The organism is Collinsella sp. AM17-1 (assembly GCF_003470665.1).
Taxonomy (GTDB): domain Bacteria; phylum Actinomycetota; class Coriobacteriia; order Coriobacteriales; family Coriobacteriaceae; genus Collinsella.
The window spans coordinates 19,207-34,544 of record NZ_QRJZ01000010.1 but is presented as its reverse complement, the minus strand read 5'-3'; the positions used below and the strand labels follow the sequence as shown (position 1 = coordinate 34,544).

The following is a 15,338-nucleotide window of genomic DNA, read 5'->3' as shown; positions in this document are numbered from 1 at the left end:
GCACTTGGGAACGGATGGGCTCCGGTGGGCTCCGCGGTCCTCAAAACCGTTGCGAGGCGTGCAAAACGTCTTGGATGTGTTCGATTCACATACGTTCCCGCCATATGCTACCAGCGCTTTTGTGCTCGCGGTCTTGCTGCGTGCCGCAAAGGCGCTGTTTTGTTTTTGCACGAGCTTTTTCGTAGCGCTGCTATTTCGGTGGCTGTATTTAGCTTCGTGCGCCGGGTTTCGAGCATGCCGATGGAGGTGTTTTGCCGTATGACTACCGTAAGACGTGCCGATCTTTCTTGTGTCGTCCAAGCGGGTGGGCTGTCCTCGCGCATGGGCTGTGATAAGGCTCGCATGGCGTTTTGCGGCGAGCCGCTCATCGAACGCGTGCTGGGTCGGCTGGCGCCAGTTGCCGGCGAGTTGGTCGTGACGACTTCGCGTCCCAGCGAGCTTGCCTACCTTGAGGAGCGCGCGTTTGGCGGCCTGGTGCCGCGAATAGTGTCGGACCTTGAGGGGCCGGCGGGCGCCATGCGCGGCATCGCGAGTTCGCTGGCTGCCGCTCGGTTGCCCCTCGCGGCGATCGTCGCCTGCGATATGCCGTTCGTCTCGCCAGAACTGATCGGCGCGCTTTCTGATCGGGTCAAGGAAGGCCCGCTCGATGTGTGCGTCCCGCGCGAGGAGCGGGGGATTGAGCCGCTGTGCGCCGTGTGGCGCCGCCAGGCTTGCGCGCCGGTTGCCCGTGAGTTGCTCGACCGGGACCGCCAACGCATCCGCTGTTTGATCGACCAGGTCCATGCCGGCTATCTGGATGAGCCCCAGATTGTCGAGGTTGCCGGTTCGACGCTCTGCTTCGAGAACGTCAATACGCCCGAGGAGTTTGCGGCGGCCGAGTTACTCGCCTAGACGATTGGAGTTGCCATGTCTCACGATATTTGTCCCGACACGGGAGAGCCTTGCACTTGCGACGGGTCCGAACACTGTACCTGCGGTTGCGGTGGCTGTGGACATACCACGGAAGAGGAGGCGGCCGCCGCGGCGTATCGCGAGGCACACCGCGAAGGCCCGTCCGGTGATGCCCTCGACCACGAGCGCAAGATTATCGTGTCGTTTGACAGCACCTTCGATGTGATGGAATGCGAGCAGCTGTGCCTTGCCGCCGGTGTGCCCGGGCGCATCATGCCGCTGCCCGGCTCCATCACCGCCGGCTGCGGGCTGTGCTGGGCCATGCCGTTCTCGGGCGATGCCCTTGCCACCTTCCGCGCTGCCACCGAAGGCCGCATAACCCCCGCCGACTACCATCAGCTCGTCCTCTAACCGCCAACATCACCACAAAGGTGCCTGTCCCCAATGTGGTGGTTTGGAACACGTGGACGAAACAGGTTTGAAACACAGGTTTTGCACGTCAGGCTCTCAAAAACGCTTCTACCTGCATCGTAATCAAAACGAAACATCTGCTCGTTGGCTTATGCGAAACTTTGCTGCAACAGTGCGATATTATCCATACTCGATAAAGTTCGCGGCGCATGGGGTGCCGCGACCAACATTTTTCGTTTCCCATCATTGGAGGAAGCATGAGCTACACGCAGAAAGTTCTCGAAGAGCTCAAGGCCCGCTATCCCGAGCAGCCTGAGTTCATCCAGGCCGCGACCGAGATTCTCGGCACCATTCAGCCGGCGCTCGACGCCCATCCCGAGTACGAGGAGGCTGCCCTGCTTGAGCGCCTCGTCGAGCCCGAGCGCATCGTTATGTTCCGTGTCCCCTGGCTCGACGACCAGGGCAAGGTCCAGGTCAATCGCGGCTACCGCGTCGAGTTCAACTCTGCCATTGGACCCTACAAGGGCGGCCTGCGCTTTAACCCGACGGTCACTCTGGGCATGCTCAAGTTCCTGGGCCTGGAGCAGATCCTCAAGAACAGCCTGACCACCCTTCCCATGGGCGGCGGCAAGGGCGGTTCCGACTTTGACCCCAAGGGCAAGTCCAACAACGAGATCATGCACTTCTGCCAGTCCTTCATGACCGAGCTCTATCGCCACATTGGCCCCAACACCGACGTTCCCGCCGGCGACCTGGGCGTTGGCGGCCGCGAGGTTGCCTACCTGTTCGGTCAGTACAAGCGCCTGACCAACGAGTGGACCGGCGTCCTTACCGGCAAGGGCCTTTCCTTTGGCGGCTCGCTCGCCCGTACCGAGGCCACCGGTTACGGTCTGGTCTACTTTGTGGACGAGTACCTCAAGAGCCGCGGCGACTCCTTCGAGGGCAAGAACGTCGTCGTTCACGGCTCCGGTAACGTCGCCATCTACGCGGTCCAGAAGGTCGCCCAGCTCGGCGGCAAGGTGCTCGCCTGCTCCGACACCCATGGCTGGGTCGAGGATCCCGACGGCATCGACTACACCGTGCTCGAGCATGTCTACAACAAGAAGCGCTCCGGCCACGACAAGGGCGTTACGCTCGCCATGTACGTTGACGAGAAGCCCAACGCCGTGTGGCACGAGGGCGACGGCCGCGGCGTGTGGCAGCTGCCCTGCGACATCGCGCTGCCCTGCGCTCGCGAGAACACGCTGCTGCTCGAGGACGCCCAGGCGCTCGTCGCCAATGGCTGCAAGGTGGTCGGCGAGGGCGCGAACATGCCCACGACCATCGAGGCCACGACTTACTTCCAGAAGAACGGCGTCGCCTTTATGCCCGGTAAGGCTGCCAACGCCGGCGGCGTGCTCGTGTCCGGCCTGGAGATGAGCCAGAACGCCGAGCACCTGTCTTGGACCTTCGAGGAGGTCGACGGCAAGCTCGAGCAGCTCATGCGCGGCATGTTCCACAACGTGGACGACACCGCCAAGGAGTATGGCCAGGAGGGCAACTTTGTCATGGGCGCCAACATCGCCGGTTTCCTGAAGGTCGCCGACGCCATGCTCGCCCAGGGCGTCTGCTAAATCTTCGCTCGACATAGCATGCTATAAGGCTCCCAACCATTCCGGCTGGGAGCCTTTTTCTATGGCGGTGAGGGTCGTGCGCTCTCGTTTGGTACACTTAGAGGTACTGGACAAGTGAAGAGATGGGGGAGAACGTGCTCAAGTTCGGTACCTACGTCCGTGTTGGAAACGCGGCCGAAGCCTATGAGCTCTTACAGAAGAACCGCAACAATAAGATTGTGGGCGGCGGCATCTGGATGCGCCTGGGTTCGCGTCGCGTGGCGACGGCGATTGACCTTTCGGCCTGTGGACTCGATCAGATCGAGGAGACCGAGACCGAGTTTCGCATCGGCGCCATGTGTACCCTGCGCCAGCTCGAGCGCCATGCCGAGCTCAACGCGCTTGTCAACCATGTCTTTGAGTTCGCCGTCCACGATATCGTGGGTGTGCAGCTGCGCAACACCGCCACGGTGGGCGGCAGCATCTACGGTCGCTTTGGCTTCTCTGACGTGCTCTCCGCCTTCCTCGCGCTCGATTCGTACGTTGAGCTGACGGGCGCTGGGCGCGTGCCGCTTGCCGAGTTTGTGAACATGGGCTACGTGCGCGACGTAATCGAGCACGTCGTGGTCGTCAAGCACGACTACCGCGCGAGCTACGAGGCCGTACGCAAGGCCGCGACCGACTTCCCCTCCCTAAACGTTACCGCCGCCTGGTGGGATAACAGCTGGCATGTCACCGTGGGCGCCCGCCCGCTGCGTGCGACCTTGCTGCAGGGCGAGGCATGCGGCCTCACCAGCGAGCAGCCTTCCGAGGACGAGCTTCGCGCCCTGGCCGCATCCGTGCGCGCGCTGAGCTACGGCACCAACCTGTGGGGTTCGGCCGACTACCGCCGCCGCATCTCGGCCCCGCTCGCCGTCCAGGCCGTGCGCCGCGCCGCCGGCATCGAGCTTTCGGCCGCGCTTGCCCGCGAGCTCGAGGGCGTGCAGATTCCTAAGTTTGCCACGGACGAGTATTCCTGCCGCCGCGTGCCCGGCGTCGATTCTAGCGAGGTGCGCTAATGGCTGCCAAACTCATCGATCTTTCCTTTACGCTCAACGGCCGCAAGGTCAAGGTTCAGATTGCCCCCGACACCATGCTTTTTGCACTGTTACGCGAGCAGGGTTGTGCGTCGGTGCGCTGCGCCTGTGAGACCACCAACTGCGGCCTGTGCACGGTGTGGCTCGACGGCGACCCGGTGCTGAGCTGCTCGGTTCCCGCCGCCCGTGTTGAGGGACACACCATCACCACGCTTGAGGGCCTTAAGGCCGAGTCCGAGGCTCTCGCCCGTGCGATGGCTGCCGAAGGCGCTGAGCAGTGCGGTTTTTGCGCCCCCGGCCTCATCATGAACGTGCTGGCGCTCGCCCGTGCCGCCAAGGAGGACCCGAGCCTCGTCGCCACGCGCGAGGAGCTCTCGCGCCAGCTCGCCGGCAACCTCTGCCGCTGCAGCGGCTATGAGAGCCAGCTGCGCGCCATCGTCCGCTTCCTCAACGAGTCTGGCGTGCAGGTGGGCTTTGAGATGCCCGAGCTGCCGGTCAACGACACCAGCTGCGACGGCGTCACCTACAAGCAGATTACCCACAAGCAGCCCAAGAAGGACTCGAAGGCTCTGCTCGAGGGCAGTCCCGTCTACACGGGCGATATGGTGCCCGCCGGCGCGCTCATCGTCAAACTCAAGCGAAGCCCGTATGCCCGCGCCAAGATTCGCTCCATCGATACGTCGCGCGCCCTGAAGGTGCCCGGCGTCGTGGGCGTCTACACCTATGAGGACGTGCCCAAGCGCCGCTTTACCATCGCCGGTCAGAGCTATCCGCAGCCTTCGCCCTACGACCGCCTGATCCTCGAGAACCTCGTGCGCTACCAAAACGAGGAGGTGGCGATCGTTGCCGCCGAAACCGAGGAGGCCGCCGACAAGGCGCTCAAGCTCATCAAGGTCGACTACGAGGTGCTCGAGCCCCTGCTCGACTTTACCCAGGCACTCGATAACGACATCGTGGTCCACCCCGAGGGCGACGTGACCTTTATGTTCCCGCAGGGCGGCGACGTCCCGCGCAACTTGGTATGCAGCGGCACGAGCGACTTTGGCGATCTTGACGAGGCCTTCGCCCAGAGCGACATCGTCTTTGAGCGCACCTACACCAGCCAGGCCACGCAGACTGCGCCCATGGAGACCTTCCGCGCCTTCGCGACGACCGACGCGTTTGGGCGCATCTCGGTGACCACCTCGACGCAGGTGCCCTTCCACGTGCGCCGCATGGTCGCGCAGTCGCTCGACATTCCGCAGTCGCAGGTGCAGGTCATTAAGCCGCGCATCGGTGGCGGCTTTGGCTCCAAGCAGACGGGCTGCTGCGAGATCTTCGTGGCGTTTGTCACTCAGCAGACCGGCCGTCCGAGCTACTGCTGCTACACCCGCGAGGAGACCATCACCGCGGGCAACTCGCGTCACCAGATGCAGATGACCGTTAAGCTGGGCGCCATGAACGACGGCACCATTACGGCCATCGATCTGCACACGCTGTCCAACGCCGGCGCGTACGGCGAGCACGCTACCACGACGATCGGCCTTTCGGGCCACAAGAGCCTGCCCATCTACAACCATGTGAAGGCGAGCCGCTTTAGCTGGGACGCCGTCTACACCAATACCAACCGCGGCGGCGCGTATCGCGGCTACGGTGCCACCCAGGGCCAGTTTGCCGTGGAGAGCGCCGTCAACGAGCTCGCCGACATGCTGCACATGGACCCCGCCGACCTGCGCCTTAAGAACATCGTGCGCGAGGGCGAGATCATGCCGCAGTACTACAACGAGAAGCTTAACGCCTGCGCACTCGACCGCTGCCTGCTGCGCGCGATGGACATGATCGGTTGGCGTGACAAGCCGCTGGCCGTGGACCTGGGCGACCGTGTGCGCGCCCTGGGTTGCGCGCTCACCATGCAGGGCTCGGGCATTTCCAACGTCGACATCGCCGGCATCGACATGCGCCTGGAAGAGGACGGCTTCGTTACCATCGGCACCGGCGCCACCGATAACGGCATGGGTGTCGATACGATCCTGGCGCAGATTGCCGCCGAGGAGCTGGGCGTTGAAAGCTCGCTCATTGTGGTGCGCGGCGTGGACACCGACGTGTCGCCGTTCGACGCCGGCTCGTACGCGAGCTCGGGCACGTACGTGACGGGCCTTGCCGCCAAGAACGCCGCGACCGAGCTGCGTGAGAAGATTTGCGCCAAGGCCGCCCAGATGTGGGACGTGGAAGCCGCCGATGTGGTCTTTGATGGTCAGTATGTGCGCCTGTCCGACGAGCGTGCAGCGCGCGAGCAGAACCGCTACCTCACGCTGCGCGACTTTGCCAACCTGTGCGTCAAGAACATCGCAGGCGGCGACGCGCTCACCTCGCATGCCTCTGCCTGCCTGCCCGTTTCGCCTCCGCCGTTTATGGCCGGCATTGCCGAGGTCGAGGTCGACAAGGCCACCGGCAAGGTGACCGTGGTGGACTACGCTGCGGCTGTGGACTGCGGCACCGTTATCAACGAGGCGCTCGCGCGCGTCCAAGCCGAGGGCGGCATTGCCCAGGGTATTGGCCACGCGCTCTACGAGATCGTCGAGCACGACGACCGCGGTCGCCTGCGCACCGGCAACTTTATGAGCTACAAGTTGCCCACGCGCCTGGATATCGGCAGCATCCGCGTGGCCTTTGAGCCGAGTTACGAGCCGACGGGTCCGTTTGGTGCCAAGTCGATCGGCGAGGTCGTCATCAACACGCCGCTCGCCGCCGTGGCCTCGGCCGTGGCACACGCCACCGGACATCAGGTACGCTCGCTGCCCATCACGCCCGAGAAGGCTCTGCTGGGGGAGTAGCGGGTCGACGAACAAGTCGTAATGGGCGGGGCGGGGCAACTCGTCCCGCCTTTTGCACTCGTGGTGAGGTCGTGAGCCTGTAAAACGTGTGCGTGCGCTTGTCGCTCGTATCTGCTATCATTTCTAATCTGTGCGCTCATGCGGGCGTGGCGGAATTGGTAGACGCGCCAGATTTAGGTTCTGGTGGGATTCCCGTGAAGGTTCGAGTCCTTTCGCCCGCACCAACGCACCCGCGTCGGCTTATGCCCTCGCGACGTTTGTTGCATAAAGGTACCAGCACCTCAGATAAGCTGGGCAGTATGAGGAGGAACGTGTTGAACATCACCGCTTCTGACGTCAAGGACGCCAAGCTCACCGCTACGGTCACCATCCCGGCCGCCGACGTCGACGCCGCGATCAAGAAGGCCTACAAGGACACCGCCAAGAAGTATCGCTTCCCGGGCTTCCGCGCTGGTAAGGCCCCCCGTCCGGTCATCGACTCTGCTCTTGGCGCCGAGGCTACCCTCGCTCAGGCCACCAACGACCTGATCGCCGCTAACGAGCCCGCCGTCCTCAACGAGCTGGACATCGTCCCCACCAAGAACGGTGACTACAAGGAGCTCGACCTCGCCAAGGATCACGAGGACTACACCTACACCGTCGAGTTCTCCCTGCGTCCCGCCGCTGAGCTCTCCTCCTTCGACGCCGTCGAGATCGAGATGCCCCCTGCGGAGGTCACCGAGTCCGAGATCAACAACCAGGTCGAGATGCTCCTCAACTACCGCGCCACCTTCGAGGACGTCGAGGGCCGCGTCGTCGAGGCTGACGACTATGTGACCGTCGACCTCAAGGCCGTCGAGAACGCTGATAACTTCGCCGCCGAGGGCCGCATGCTCATCGCCGGTAGCGACAGCAACCCCGCTGAGTTCAACGAGGCTCTGATCGGCGCCAACGTTGACGACGTCAAGTCCGTCACCTGGACCGACGAGGCTGAGGAGGGCGAGGAGGCCGAGACCCACACCGTCGAGGTCACCGTCAAGGGCATCAAGGTCCGCAACACCCCCGAGCTCACCGACGAGCTCGTCAAGTCCGACTTTGGCTTCGACAGCATCGACGCTATGCGCGACGCCATCAAGATCGAGATCGAGCAGGACAAGGCTTCCCGCCTCCCGGCCGAGAAGGAGAACCGTTGCGTCTCCGCTCTCGCCGAGCGCCTGCAGCTCGACGAGATGGATGCCGACTACGAGCAGTCCGTCTTTGAGGAGCTTGGCCAGAACTTCCTGTCCAACCTCGCTGCCCGCGGCATGACGCTGGACACCTGGCTGCCCGCTTCCGGTCTGACCATGGAGCAGTTCATCGGCGACCTGCACAAGCAGGCCAACGACGTTGCCCGTGAGTCCCTGGCGCTCGACGCTCTCGCCCGTGAGCTCAAGATCGAGGTTACCGAGGACGACATCAACGCCGAGTTCGAGAAGGCCGGCGTCAAGGACGTCGAGGCTTCCAAGGCCGAGTTCATCGCCGATGGCCGCATGCCTGCCGTTCGCGAGTCCATCCGTCGCTCCAAGGCCGTCGACCACCTGGTCGAGAACGCCAAGGTGACCGAGGTCGACGAGACCGCCAAGGACGCCGAGTAATTCTCGCCACCTTGCCCACGAGCGCATGCGTGCGCCCGTGATGGGGTAAAGTTATACACCGGTTATCCGGTTGCTTCGTACGGTGCCAGCCAATGCATAGCATGCGGGCACCGTACGTTTGTCTAGAACCATTATTGGTCCGTAAGAGAAATGGAGATGCGTATGATCGCTAAGTTCGATTCCGCCCTCGTGCCATACGTTATCGAGCAGACGCCGCGCGGCGAGCGCAGCTACGATATCTATTCGCGCCTGCTCAACGACCGCATCATCTTCTTGGGCGAGGAGATTAACTCCGTCAGCGCCAACCTGGTCGTTGCCCAGCTGCTGCATCTTGAGAGCCAGGATGCCGAGAAGGATATCTCGCTCTACATCAATTCGCCCGGTGGCGAGGTTTACTCTGGCCTGGCGATTCTTGACACCATGAACTTCATCAAGCCGCAGGTCTCCACCATCTGCGTCGGTATGGCCGCGTCTATGGCTGCCGTGCTGCTTTCGGCCGGCGCCAAGGGCAAGCGCTTCTGCCTGCCGCACTCCAAGGTCATGATTCACCAGCCCAGCGGCGGTGCTCAAGGTCAGCAGACCGAGATCGAGATCGTGGCCGAGGAGATCAAGAAGACCCGCCGCGAGCTCAACCAGATCCTGTCCGATGCCTCGGGCCAGCCCATCGAGAAGGTCCAGGCCGATACCGAGCGCGACAACTACCTGACCGCTGCCGAGGCCCTCGACTACGGCCTGATCGACCGTATCGTTACCTCGCGCGACCTCGCCGCGAAGGACGCCTAGGATGGCAGGAAACATGCAGGACAACTTTGACGAGAACGGTAACCCCATCCGCTGCTCCTTCTGCGGAAAAGAGCAGGGCCAGGTCCGTCGCCTCGTAAAGGGTCCGACCAATATCTTTATCTGTGACGAGTGCGTCGCCGCCTGCTCCGAGATCTTGGAGGAGTCGCTGGCTTCGGACTTTATGGACGCTGCCCGCAACGGCAAGCTGCCGGGCTTCCTCAACGACCACGGCCAGGCTGCTGGGCAGCCCGCCGTGGACCCCGAGGCCGAGGGCTTTGAGCTCGAGGACGACCGCCAGGTCATCACGCACGTGCCGACGCCGCACGAGATCTATGACGAGCTTTCGGCCTATGTTATGGGTCAGGAGGACGCCAAGCGCGCCATGTCGGTTGCCGTGTACAACCACTATCGCCGCGTGATCGAGGGCGGCGCCGCGGTGTCTGCCTTTGACGACGGCATGGGCTCGCAGCTCAACGACGATATGGACGAGGTAGAGCTCGCCAAGTCCAACATCCTGCTGCTCGGTCCCACCGGTACCGGTAAGACCCTGCTCGCTCAGACGCTCGCGCGCATCCTCGAGGTGCCGTTTGCCATCGCCGATGCCACTGCGCTCACCGAGGCCGGCTATGTGGGCGAGGACGTGGAGAACATCCTGCTCAAGCTTATCAATGCTGCCGATGGCGACATTGAGCGCGCTCAGGTGGGCATCATCTATGTTGACGAGATCGACAAGATCGCCCGCAAGGCCGAGAACCTCTCCATTACCCGCGACGTTTCGGGCGAGGGCGTTCAGCAGGCGCTGCTTAAGATTCTTGAGGGCACGGTGGCCAGTGTTCCGCCCACCGGCGGCCGCAAGCATCCCCAGCAGGAGCTGCTGCAGATCGACACGACGAACATCCTGTTCATCTGCGGCGGTGCCTTTGTGGGTCTGGATAAGATCATTGCCGATCGCGTGGGCAACAAGGGCGTAGGCTTTAACTCCGAGATCGCCGGCCCCACCTCGGTCGACGAGAACGACCTGCTGCGTCAGGTGCTCCCGCAGGACCTCAACGCCTTTGGCATGATCCCCGAGTTCGTGGGCCGCACTCCCGTCGTCACCCAGACGCAGGCGCTCGACGAGGACGACCTGGTGTCGATCCTGACCGAGCCTAAGAACGCCGTTGTGCGTCAATACCGCAAGATGTTCCAGCTCGAGGACGTTGAGCTTGAGTTTGAGGACGCCGCCCTGCACGAGATCGCCCGCATGGCGCTTGCCCGCAAGACCGGCGCCCGCGGCCTGCGTTCCATCTGCGAGGACGTGCTGCAGCAGACGATGTTCGACCTGCCCAGCGAGGAGGGTGTTTCCAAGGTCATCGTGACCGAAGCCTCCGTAAAGGGCGAAGAACAGCCCCAGCGCATCTACGGCTAAACCTGCATAAAGCGTGTTTGCAAATATCCTCCGACCACCCGCGGTCGGAGGCTATTTTATATATACGCAATAACCCCAACTACCTGTGTTATTCTGTGTGTTTGTTTAAGCCTCAGCGAAGTCATATCAGACTGAAGTAATCGATACCTAAGGGGAGGAATGCAGACCCTGGCGGGCCTACATTCCTCCCCGGCGGGACAGGGAGAGATATATGGAAGAGATGCCCAAGAATTACGATCCGTCGACCAACGAGCCGGCGATCCTGCAGAAGTGGCTCGACGGTGGCTACTACAAGCGCCGCGAGGGCGTGGGCGACTGCACCGTCACCATTCCGCCTCCCAACGTGACCGGCAAGCTCCACATGGGCCACGCCACCGACGACTCCATCCAGGACGCCATCGTCCGTATGGCTCGCATGCGCGGCAAGTCCACGCGCTGGGTGCTGGGCACCGATCACGCCGGTATTGCCACGCAGACCAAGGTCGACAAGAAGCTCAAGAGCGAGGGCATCAGCCGCCTGGAGATCGGTCGCGACAAGTTTGTCGACGCCTGCTGGGACTGGACCCACGAGTACGGCGGCATCATTGTCGAGCAGATCAAGCGCATGGGCTGCTCCGTCGACTTCGACAACGAGCGCTTTACCATGGACGAGGATTACGCCCAGGCCGTGCGTAAGGTCTTCTGTGACTGGTACCACGACGGCCTGATCTACCGTGGCAAGCGCATCGTCAACTGGTGCCCCAACTGCACCACCGCCATCTCGGACGACGAGGCCGAGTACAAGGACGAGAAGGGCCACCTGTGGCACCTGCGCTACCCGCTGACCGAGCCGGTCAACGGCCAGGACTACATCGTCGTCGCCACTACGCGTCCCGAGACCATGCTCGGCGACACGGGCGTTGCCGTTTCCCCGAAGGATCCCGAGAAGGCCGCCTTCGTGGGTAAGACTGTCATGCTGCCGATCGTCAACCGTGAGATCCCCATCTTTGAGGATTGGCACGTCGACGCCAACTTCGGTTCCGGCTTCGTCAAGGTCACGCCTGCTCACGACCCCAACGACTACGCCATGGGTCAGGCCCATGACCTGCCGCAGATCAACATCTTCGACGAGCACGCGGTGGTCGTCGAGGGCTATGGCGAGTTTACCGGCATGAACCGCGACGAGTGTCGCGAGGCCGTCATCAAGTGGTTCGAGGAGCACGACCTGCTCGATCACGTCGAGGACCTCGATCACTCCGTCATGCACTGCTACCGTTGCGACTCCGCGCTGGAGCCGTGGCTGTCCGAGCAGTGGTTCGTCGCCGTCGACAAACTCAAGGGGCCAGCGCTCGACGCCGTCAACTCCGGCAAGGTCACCTTCCACCCCGCGCGCTGGACGCAGACCTACACCACCTGGATGGAGAACCTCAAGGATTGGTGCATCAGCCGCCAGCTGTGGTGGGGCCACCGCATTCCCGTGTTCTACTGCGAGGACTGCGGCTGGGAGGACGCCCTGACCGAGGACACCGACGTGTGCCCCAAGTGCGGCGGCCATCACGTGCATCAGGACGAGAACGTGCTGGACACCTGGTTCAGCTCGCAGCTGTGGACCTTCGCCACGCAGGGCTGGCCGCAAAAGCCGGAGCTGCTCGAGGGCCATCACCCCACGACGGCGCTTGTCACCGCGCGCGACATCATCGCGCTGTGGGTCGCCCGCATGGTCATGAGCTCGCTGTACTTCCTGGACGAGGTGCCGTTTAAGGACGTCGTTATCTATCCGACGATCCTTGCCAAGGACGGCAGCCGCATGTCCAAGTCCAAGGGAAACGGTGTTGACCCCATGGACCTCATTGGCATGTACGGTGCCGACGCCATGCGTTATAACCTGCTCACACTGTGCACCAACAACCAGGACGTCAAGTTCGACGCGAACATCGACAAGAAGACCAAGAAGCTCATCGACAGTCCGCGTACCGACCAGGCCAAGTCGTTTGTAACCAAGATCTGGAACGCCAGCCGCTTCCTGCTTATGAATATGGAGGGCTACACACCCGGCGAGCCCGTCGTGGAGACGCCGGCCGACGCCTGGATGTTCAGCCGCCTGGCCAAGGCCGTCAAGATGGTCACCGAGGGTATCGAGAACTACACCTTTGGCGACATGGCCCGCGGCGTGCAGCAGTTCTTCTGGAACGAGGTCTGCGACTGGTACGTTGAGGTAACCAAGGCCCGCCTGAAGGGCGAGGGCCGTCTGCAGGCCCAGCGCAACCTGATCTTTGTGCTCGACACCTCCATTCGCCTGATGCACCCGCTCATGCCGTTTGTCACCGAGGAGATCTGGGACAACATGCCGGCGAGCGTGCTCGACCTGGATTCCGAGGGCAACGTGGATCGCGCCGAGGCGCTCATGATCGCCAAGTGGCCCGAGCCCGCCGACTACGCCAAGTACGTCGACGAGCCCGCCGAGCGCGCGTTTGAGCTGTGCCGCACTGTCGTTTCCGCTGCTCGCGCCACGCGTTCGCGCTACCGCTTGAGCCCCAAGGCCGAGCTCGACGTGGTCGTGCGCGCCGGCTCCGAGGACATTGAGAAGCTCGAGAGCCTGCGCTCGACCATCGAGCCGCTGGCGAACACCGCCTCGCTGGTTATGGGTACCGACGTCGAGAAGCCGGCTGCGAGCATTGCCGTGGTCGATAGCGGCGTCGAGGTCTTTGTGGTGCTCGAGGGCAAGGTTGACCTTTCGGCCGAGAAGGCGCGCCTGGAGAAGGAGATTGCCGCGGCCCAGAAGGAGCTTGCCGGCTGCGAGAAGACGCTGGCCAACGAGGGCTTTGTGGCCAAGGCCGCGCCCGCGGTGGTCCAGAAGAAGAGGGACCGTGCAGCTGAGCTCAAGGAGATCCTGGCGGCGCTGACTGCTCAGGTTGCTGACTTCTCGTAGAGCTTACGGGGGGCGCGTCCCGACGCTTTGCTCGCTACTGCGGACACCTATTCCGCCGTTCTAACGAACGGCGGCTGGCTCGACGCTGCAAACGCCTCTGATGGCCAATCTGCCGTTCAACTTCGGGCGCATGGGCATAAGCCCTATGCGCCCTTGTTTCACGGCACCTTGGCTCATCAGAGGCGTTTTCGCTGACTATCCTCAACCTATACTGTTTTATTTTTCTATGAATGGCGGTTCTGAAAATGCCTAAGCGTTCTGGCTTGTATACCGTTCCTTTTGAGTTTGAGTTGCTTTCGTTTGATGAAGCTGTCGGGCTTGCTGCTGATACGGGGCGGATTTCTGGGGATGCTGGGCCTCTGCTTGAGACGGTTGTCGATATGCTCGATGAGCTGGGGCGTCCGGATGAGTATTTCGATTGCATCCAGGTTGCCGGTACCAATGGCAAGACTTCGACTACGCGCTTTTCGGCTGCTATCCTTCGTGGCGAGGGGCTAAAGACCGCGCTGTATACATCGCCGCAGCTTGTGCGCTATCCCGAGCGCATGGAGGTCGATGGACGCGTTGTGAGCGACGAGGCCTTTGCCCGTGGCGTTTCTGCCGCCGTCGAGGCGGGGCATCGCGTGAATGCTCGTCGTGTGGCGGCGGGGGAGCGTGCCTATACCATCACGCCGTTTGATCTGCTGACGGCTGCCGCACTGGTGGTTTTTGCCGAGGCTGCGGTGGACGTTGCCGTGCTCGAGGTTGGTATGGGCGGGCGTTGGGACGCCACAAGTGCGACCGATCCCGTCGCCGTTGCCATTACGGGCATCGGGCTCGATCACACACGTATTTTGGGCGATACGCTCGAGGCCATTGCGGGGGAGAAGGCTGCGGTTATCAAACCCGGGCGCCTGGTTGTTTTGGGCGAGGGTACGCATGAGGCGAGTGTTCAGCGCGTGATGGATGCTCGTTGTCGCGAGTGCGGCATTGTGCCGCTCGTGGTGAGCCACGCCACGACCAAGGTGCCGGCGCATGTGGGCGATACGGTGGAGTTCAGCTGTACCACGCCGCGCGCGATTTATACGTCGAGCATGGTTAAGCCGGCCTATCAGCCGCAGAATGCCGCGTGCGCGATAATGCTCTGCGAGGGCTATCTGGGCCGCGAGCTCGATCACGATACGCTTGATGCTTCTCTTATGGGCTGCCCCACGCCGGGTCGCTTTGATGTGCTGGGAACCGATCCGCTCAAGTTGATCGACGCCTGCCATAATCCCCAGAGCTGCGAGAACTTTGTGAGCGCACTGGACGAGATCGACCCGTGCGTAGAGAATCGCCCCACGCTGCTGTGCGCCGCGCTGGCAGACAAGGACGTGGCGGGCATCGTCGACGTGCTTGTTCCGGCTTTCCCACGCGTGGCCGTGACGCAGACCGATTCCGACCGCGCCCTGCCGGCGGAGGAGCTTGCTACCCTGGTGGATGCCGATAAGCTCGCGGGCGTATACCCCAGCGTATCCGAGGCTCTCGCCGCCTTCGATGCCGCGGGCGAGCCTTTCGTAGCAGCAGGCACCATCACCCTAGCCGGCGAAGTGGCAGGCCTGCTCCGTTAACCCATCCCCTTATCGGTTGCGGTGAAATACGGACTGTTTTACAAGTCATAAGCCTCAAACAGTCCGTATATCACCGCAACTCAAAAGCAGTCATTTTGGGACGGGGCTTTTTTGGCTGCCCTGTGCCCCGAGTTGACTCGCTTGCCACGAAATTGGCCTATCTACTACGTTTGACCGGTTACCCTCGACCACGCGGAACATCGCGAAATTAAAACCGCAGGTAAACGGCTTGCGGGTTTTGCGAAAACCCGGCT

10 protein-coding genes and 2 tRNA genes are annotated in these 15,338 nt (G+C 62.6%); all 12 read left to right on the top strand.

Features of this window, described 5'->3' with window-relative positions; translation table 11 throughout:
- Positions 1 to 6: 6 nt before the first annotated feature.
- The 12 genes from DW195_RS10405 (at position 7) to DW195_RS06075 (ending at position 15,084) form a co-directional block, all read left to right on the top strand.
- Positions 7 to 103: transfer RNA gene (locus DW195_RS10405), tRNA-Sec, on the top strand.
- Positions 104 to 258: 155 nt separating this feature from the next.
- Complete coding sequence (locus tag DW195_RS06125; protein ID WP_158567909.1) at positions 259 to 891, top strand: molybdenum cofactor guanylyltransferase; 633 nt, start codon at positions 259 to 261, stop codon at positions 889 to 891.
- 15 nt (positions 892 to 906) lie between these two features.
- The gene (locus DW195_RS06120; RefSeq protein WP_118206172.1) at positions 907 to 1,302 is read left to right on the top strand and encodes a DUF3343 domain-containing protein; all 396 of its coding nucleotides are present in this window, start codon (positions 907 to 909) and stop codon (positions 1,300 to 1,302) included.
- Between the two features lie 257 nt (positions 1,303 to 1,559).
- Positions 1,560 to 2,915: an NADP-specific glutamate dehydrogenase gene (gene gdhA, locus DW195_RS06115; RefSeq protein ID WP_118206171.1), complete on the top strand. Its 1,356-nt coding sequence runs from the start codon at positions 1,560 to 1,562 to the stop codon at positions 2,913 to 2,915.
- 134 nt (positions 2,916 to 3,049) lie between these two features.
- Positions 3,050 to 3,952, top strand: a complete 903-nt coding sequence (locus DW195_RS06110; protein WP_199576322.1) for a xanthine dehydrogenase family protein subunit M — start codon at positions 3,050 to 3,052, stop codon at positions 3,950 to 3,952.
- Positions 3,952 to 6,783, top strand: a complete 2,832-nt coding sequence (locus DW195_RS06105) for a molybdopterin cofactor-binding domain-containing protein (protein WP_118206169.1) — start codon at positions 3,952 to 3,954, stop codon at positions 6,781 to 6,783. The genes DW195_RS06110 and DW195_RS06105 overlap by 1 nt, the downstream gene beginning before the upstream one ends.
- A gap of 140 nt (positions 6,784 to 6,923) precedes the next feature.
- A tRNA-Leu gene (locus DW195_RS06100) sits at positions 6,924 to 7,007 on the top strand.
- Positions 7,008 to 7,094: 87 nt separating this feature from the next.
- Positions 7,095 to 8,396 carry a trigger factor gene (tig, locus tag DW195_RS06095; RefSeq protein ID WP_158567908.1) on the top strand — a complete coding sequence of 434 codons (1,302 nt, stop codon included), beginning with the start codon at positions 7,095 to 7,097 and terminating at the stop codon, positions 8,394 to 8,396.
- A 162-nt stretch (positions 8,397 to 8,558) separates the two neighbouring features.
- Positions 8,559 to 9,179: an ATP-dependent Clp protease proteolytic subunit gene (locus DW195_RS06090; RefSeq protein ID WP_022095182.1), complete on the top strand. Its 621-nt coding sequence runs from the start codon at positions 8,559 to 8,561 to the stop codon at positions 9,177 to 9,179.
- A gap of 1 nt (position 9,180) precedes the next feature.
- Complete coding sequence (clpX, locus tag DW195_RS06085) at positions 9,181 to 10,587, top strand: ATP-dependent Clp protease ATP-binding subunit ClpX (protein WP_118206167.1); 1,407 nt, start codon at positions 9,181 to 9,183, stop codon at positions 10,585 to 10,587.
- Positions 10,588 to 10,798: 211 nt separating this feature from the next.
- A complete protein-coding gene (locus DW195_RS06080; RefSeq protein ID WP_118206166.1) occupies positions 10,799 to 13,495 on the top strand; it encodes a valine--tRNA ligase in 2,697 nt (898 codons plus the stop codon).
- A gap of 245 nt (positions 13,496 to 13,740) precedes the next feature.
- Entirely contained in the window at positions 13,741 to 15,084 is a 1,344-nt protein-coding gene (locus tag DW195_RS06075; RefSeq protein ID WP_118206165.1) for a folylpolyglutamate synthase/dihydrofolate synthase family protein, read from the top strand.
- Positions 15,085 to 15,338 lie beyond the last annotated feature (254 nt).

Coding starts and splice junctions, on each gene's coding strand:
- DW195_RS06125 (WP_158567909.1), top strand. CDS start 259: ATGACTACCGTAAGACGTGCCGATCTTTCTTGTGTCGTCCAAGCGGGT.
- DW195_RS06120 (WP_118206172.1), top strand. CDS start 907: ATGTCTCACGATATTTGTCCCGACACGGGAGAGCCTTGCACTTGCGAC.
- gdhA (WP_118206171.1), top strand. CDS start 1,560: ATGAGCTACACGCAGAAAGTTCTCGAAGAGCTCAAGGCCCGCTATCCC.
- DW195_RS06105 (WP_118206169.1), top strand. CDS start 3,952: ATGGCTGCCAAACTCATCGATCTTTCCTTTACGCTCAACGGCCGCAAG.
- DW195_RS06090 (WP_022095182.1), top strand. CDS start 8,559: ATGATCGCTAAGTTCGATTCCGCCCTCGTGCCATACGTTATCGAGCAG.
- clpX (WP_118206167.1), top strand. CDS start 9,181: ATGGCAGGAAACATGCAGGACAACTTTGACGAGAACGGTAACCCCATC.
- DW195_RS06080 (WP_118206166.1), top strand. CDS start 10,799: ATGGAAGAGATGCCCAAGAATTACGATCCGTCGACCAACGAGCCGGCG.
- DW195_RS06075 (WP_118206165.1), top strand. CDS start 13,741: ATGCCTAAGCGTTCTGGCTTGTATACCGTTCCTTTTGAGTTTGAGTTG.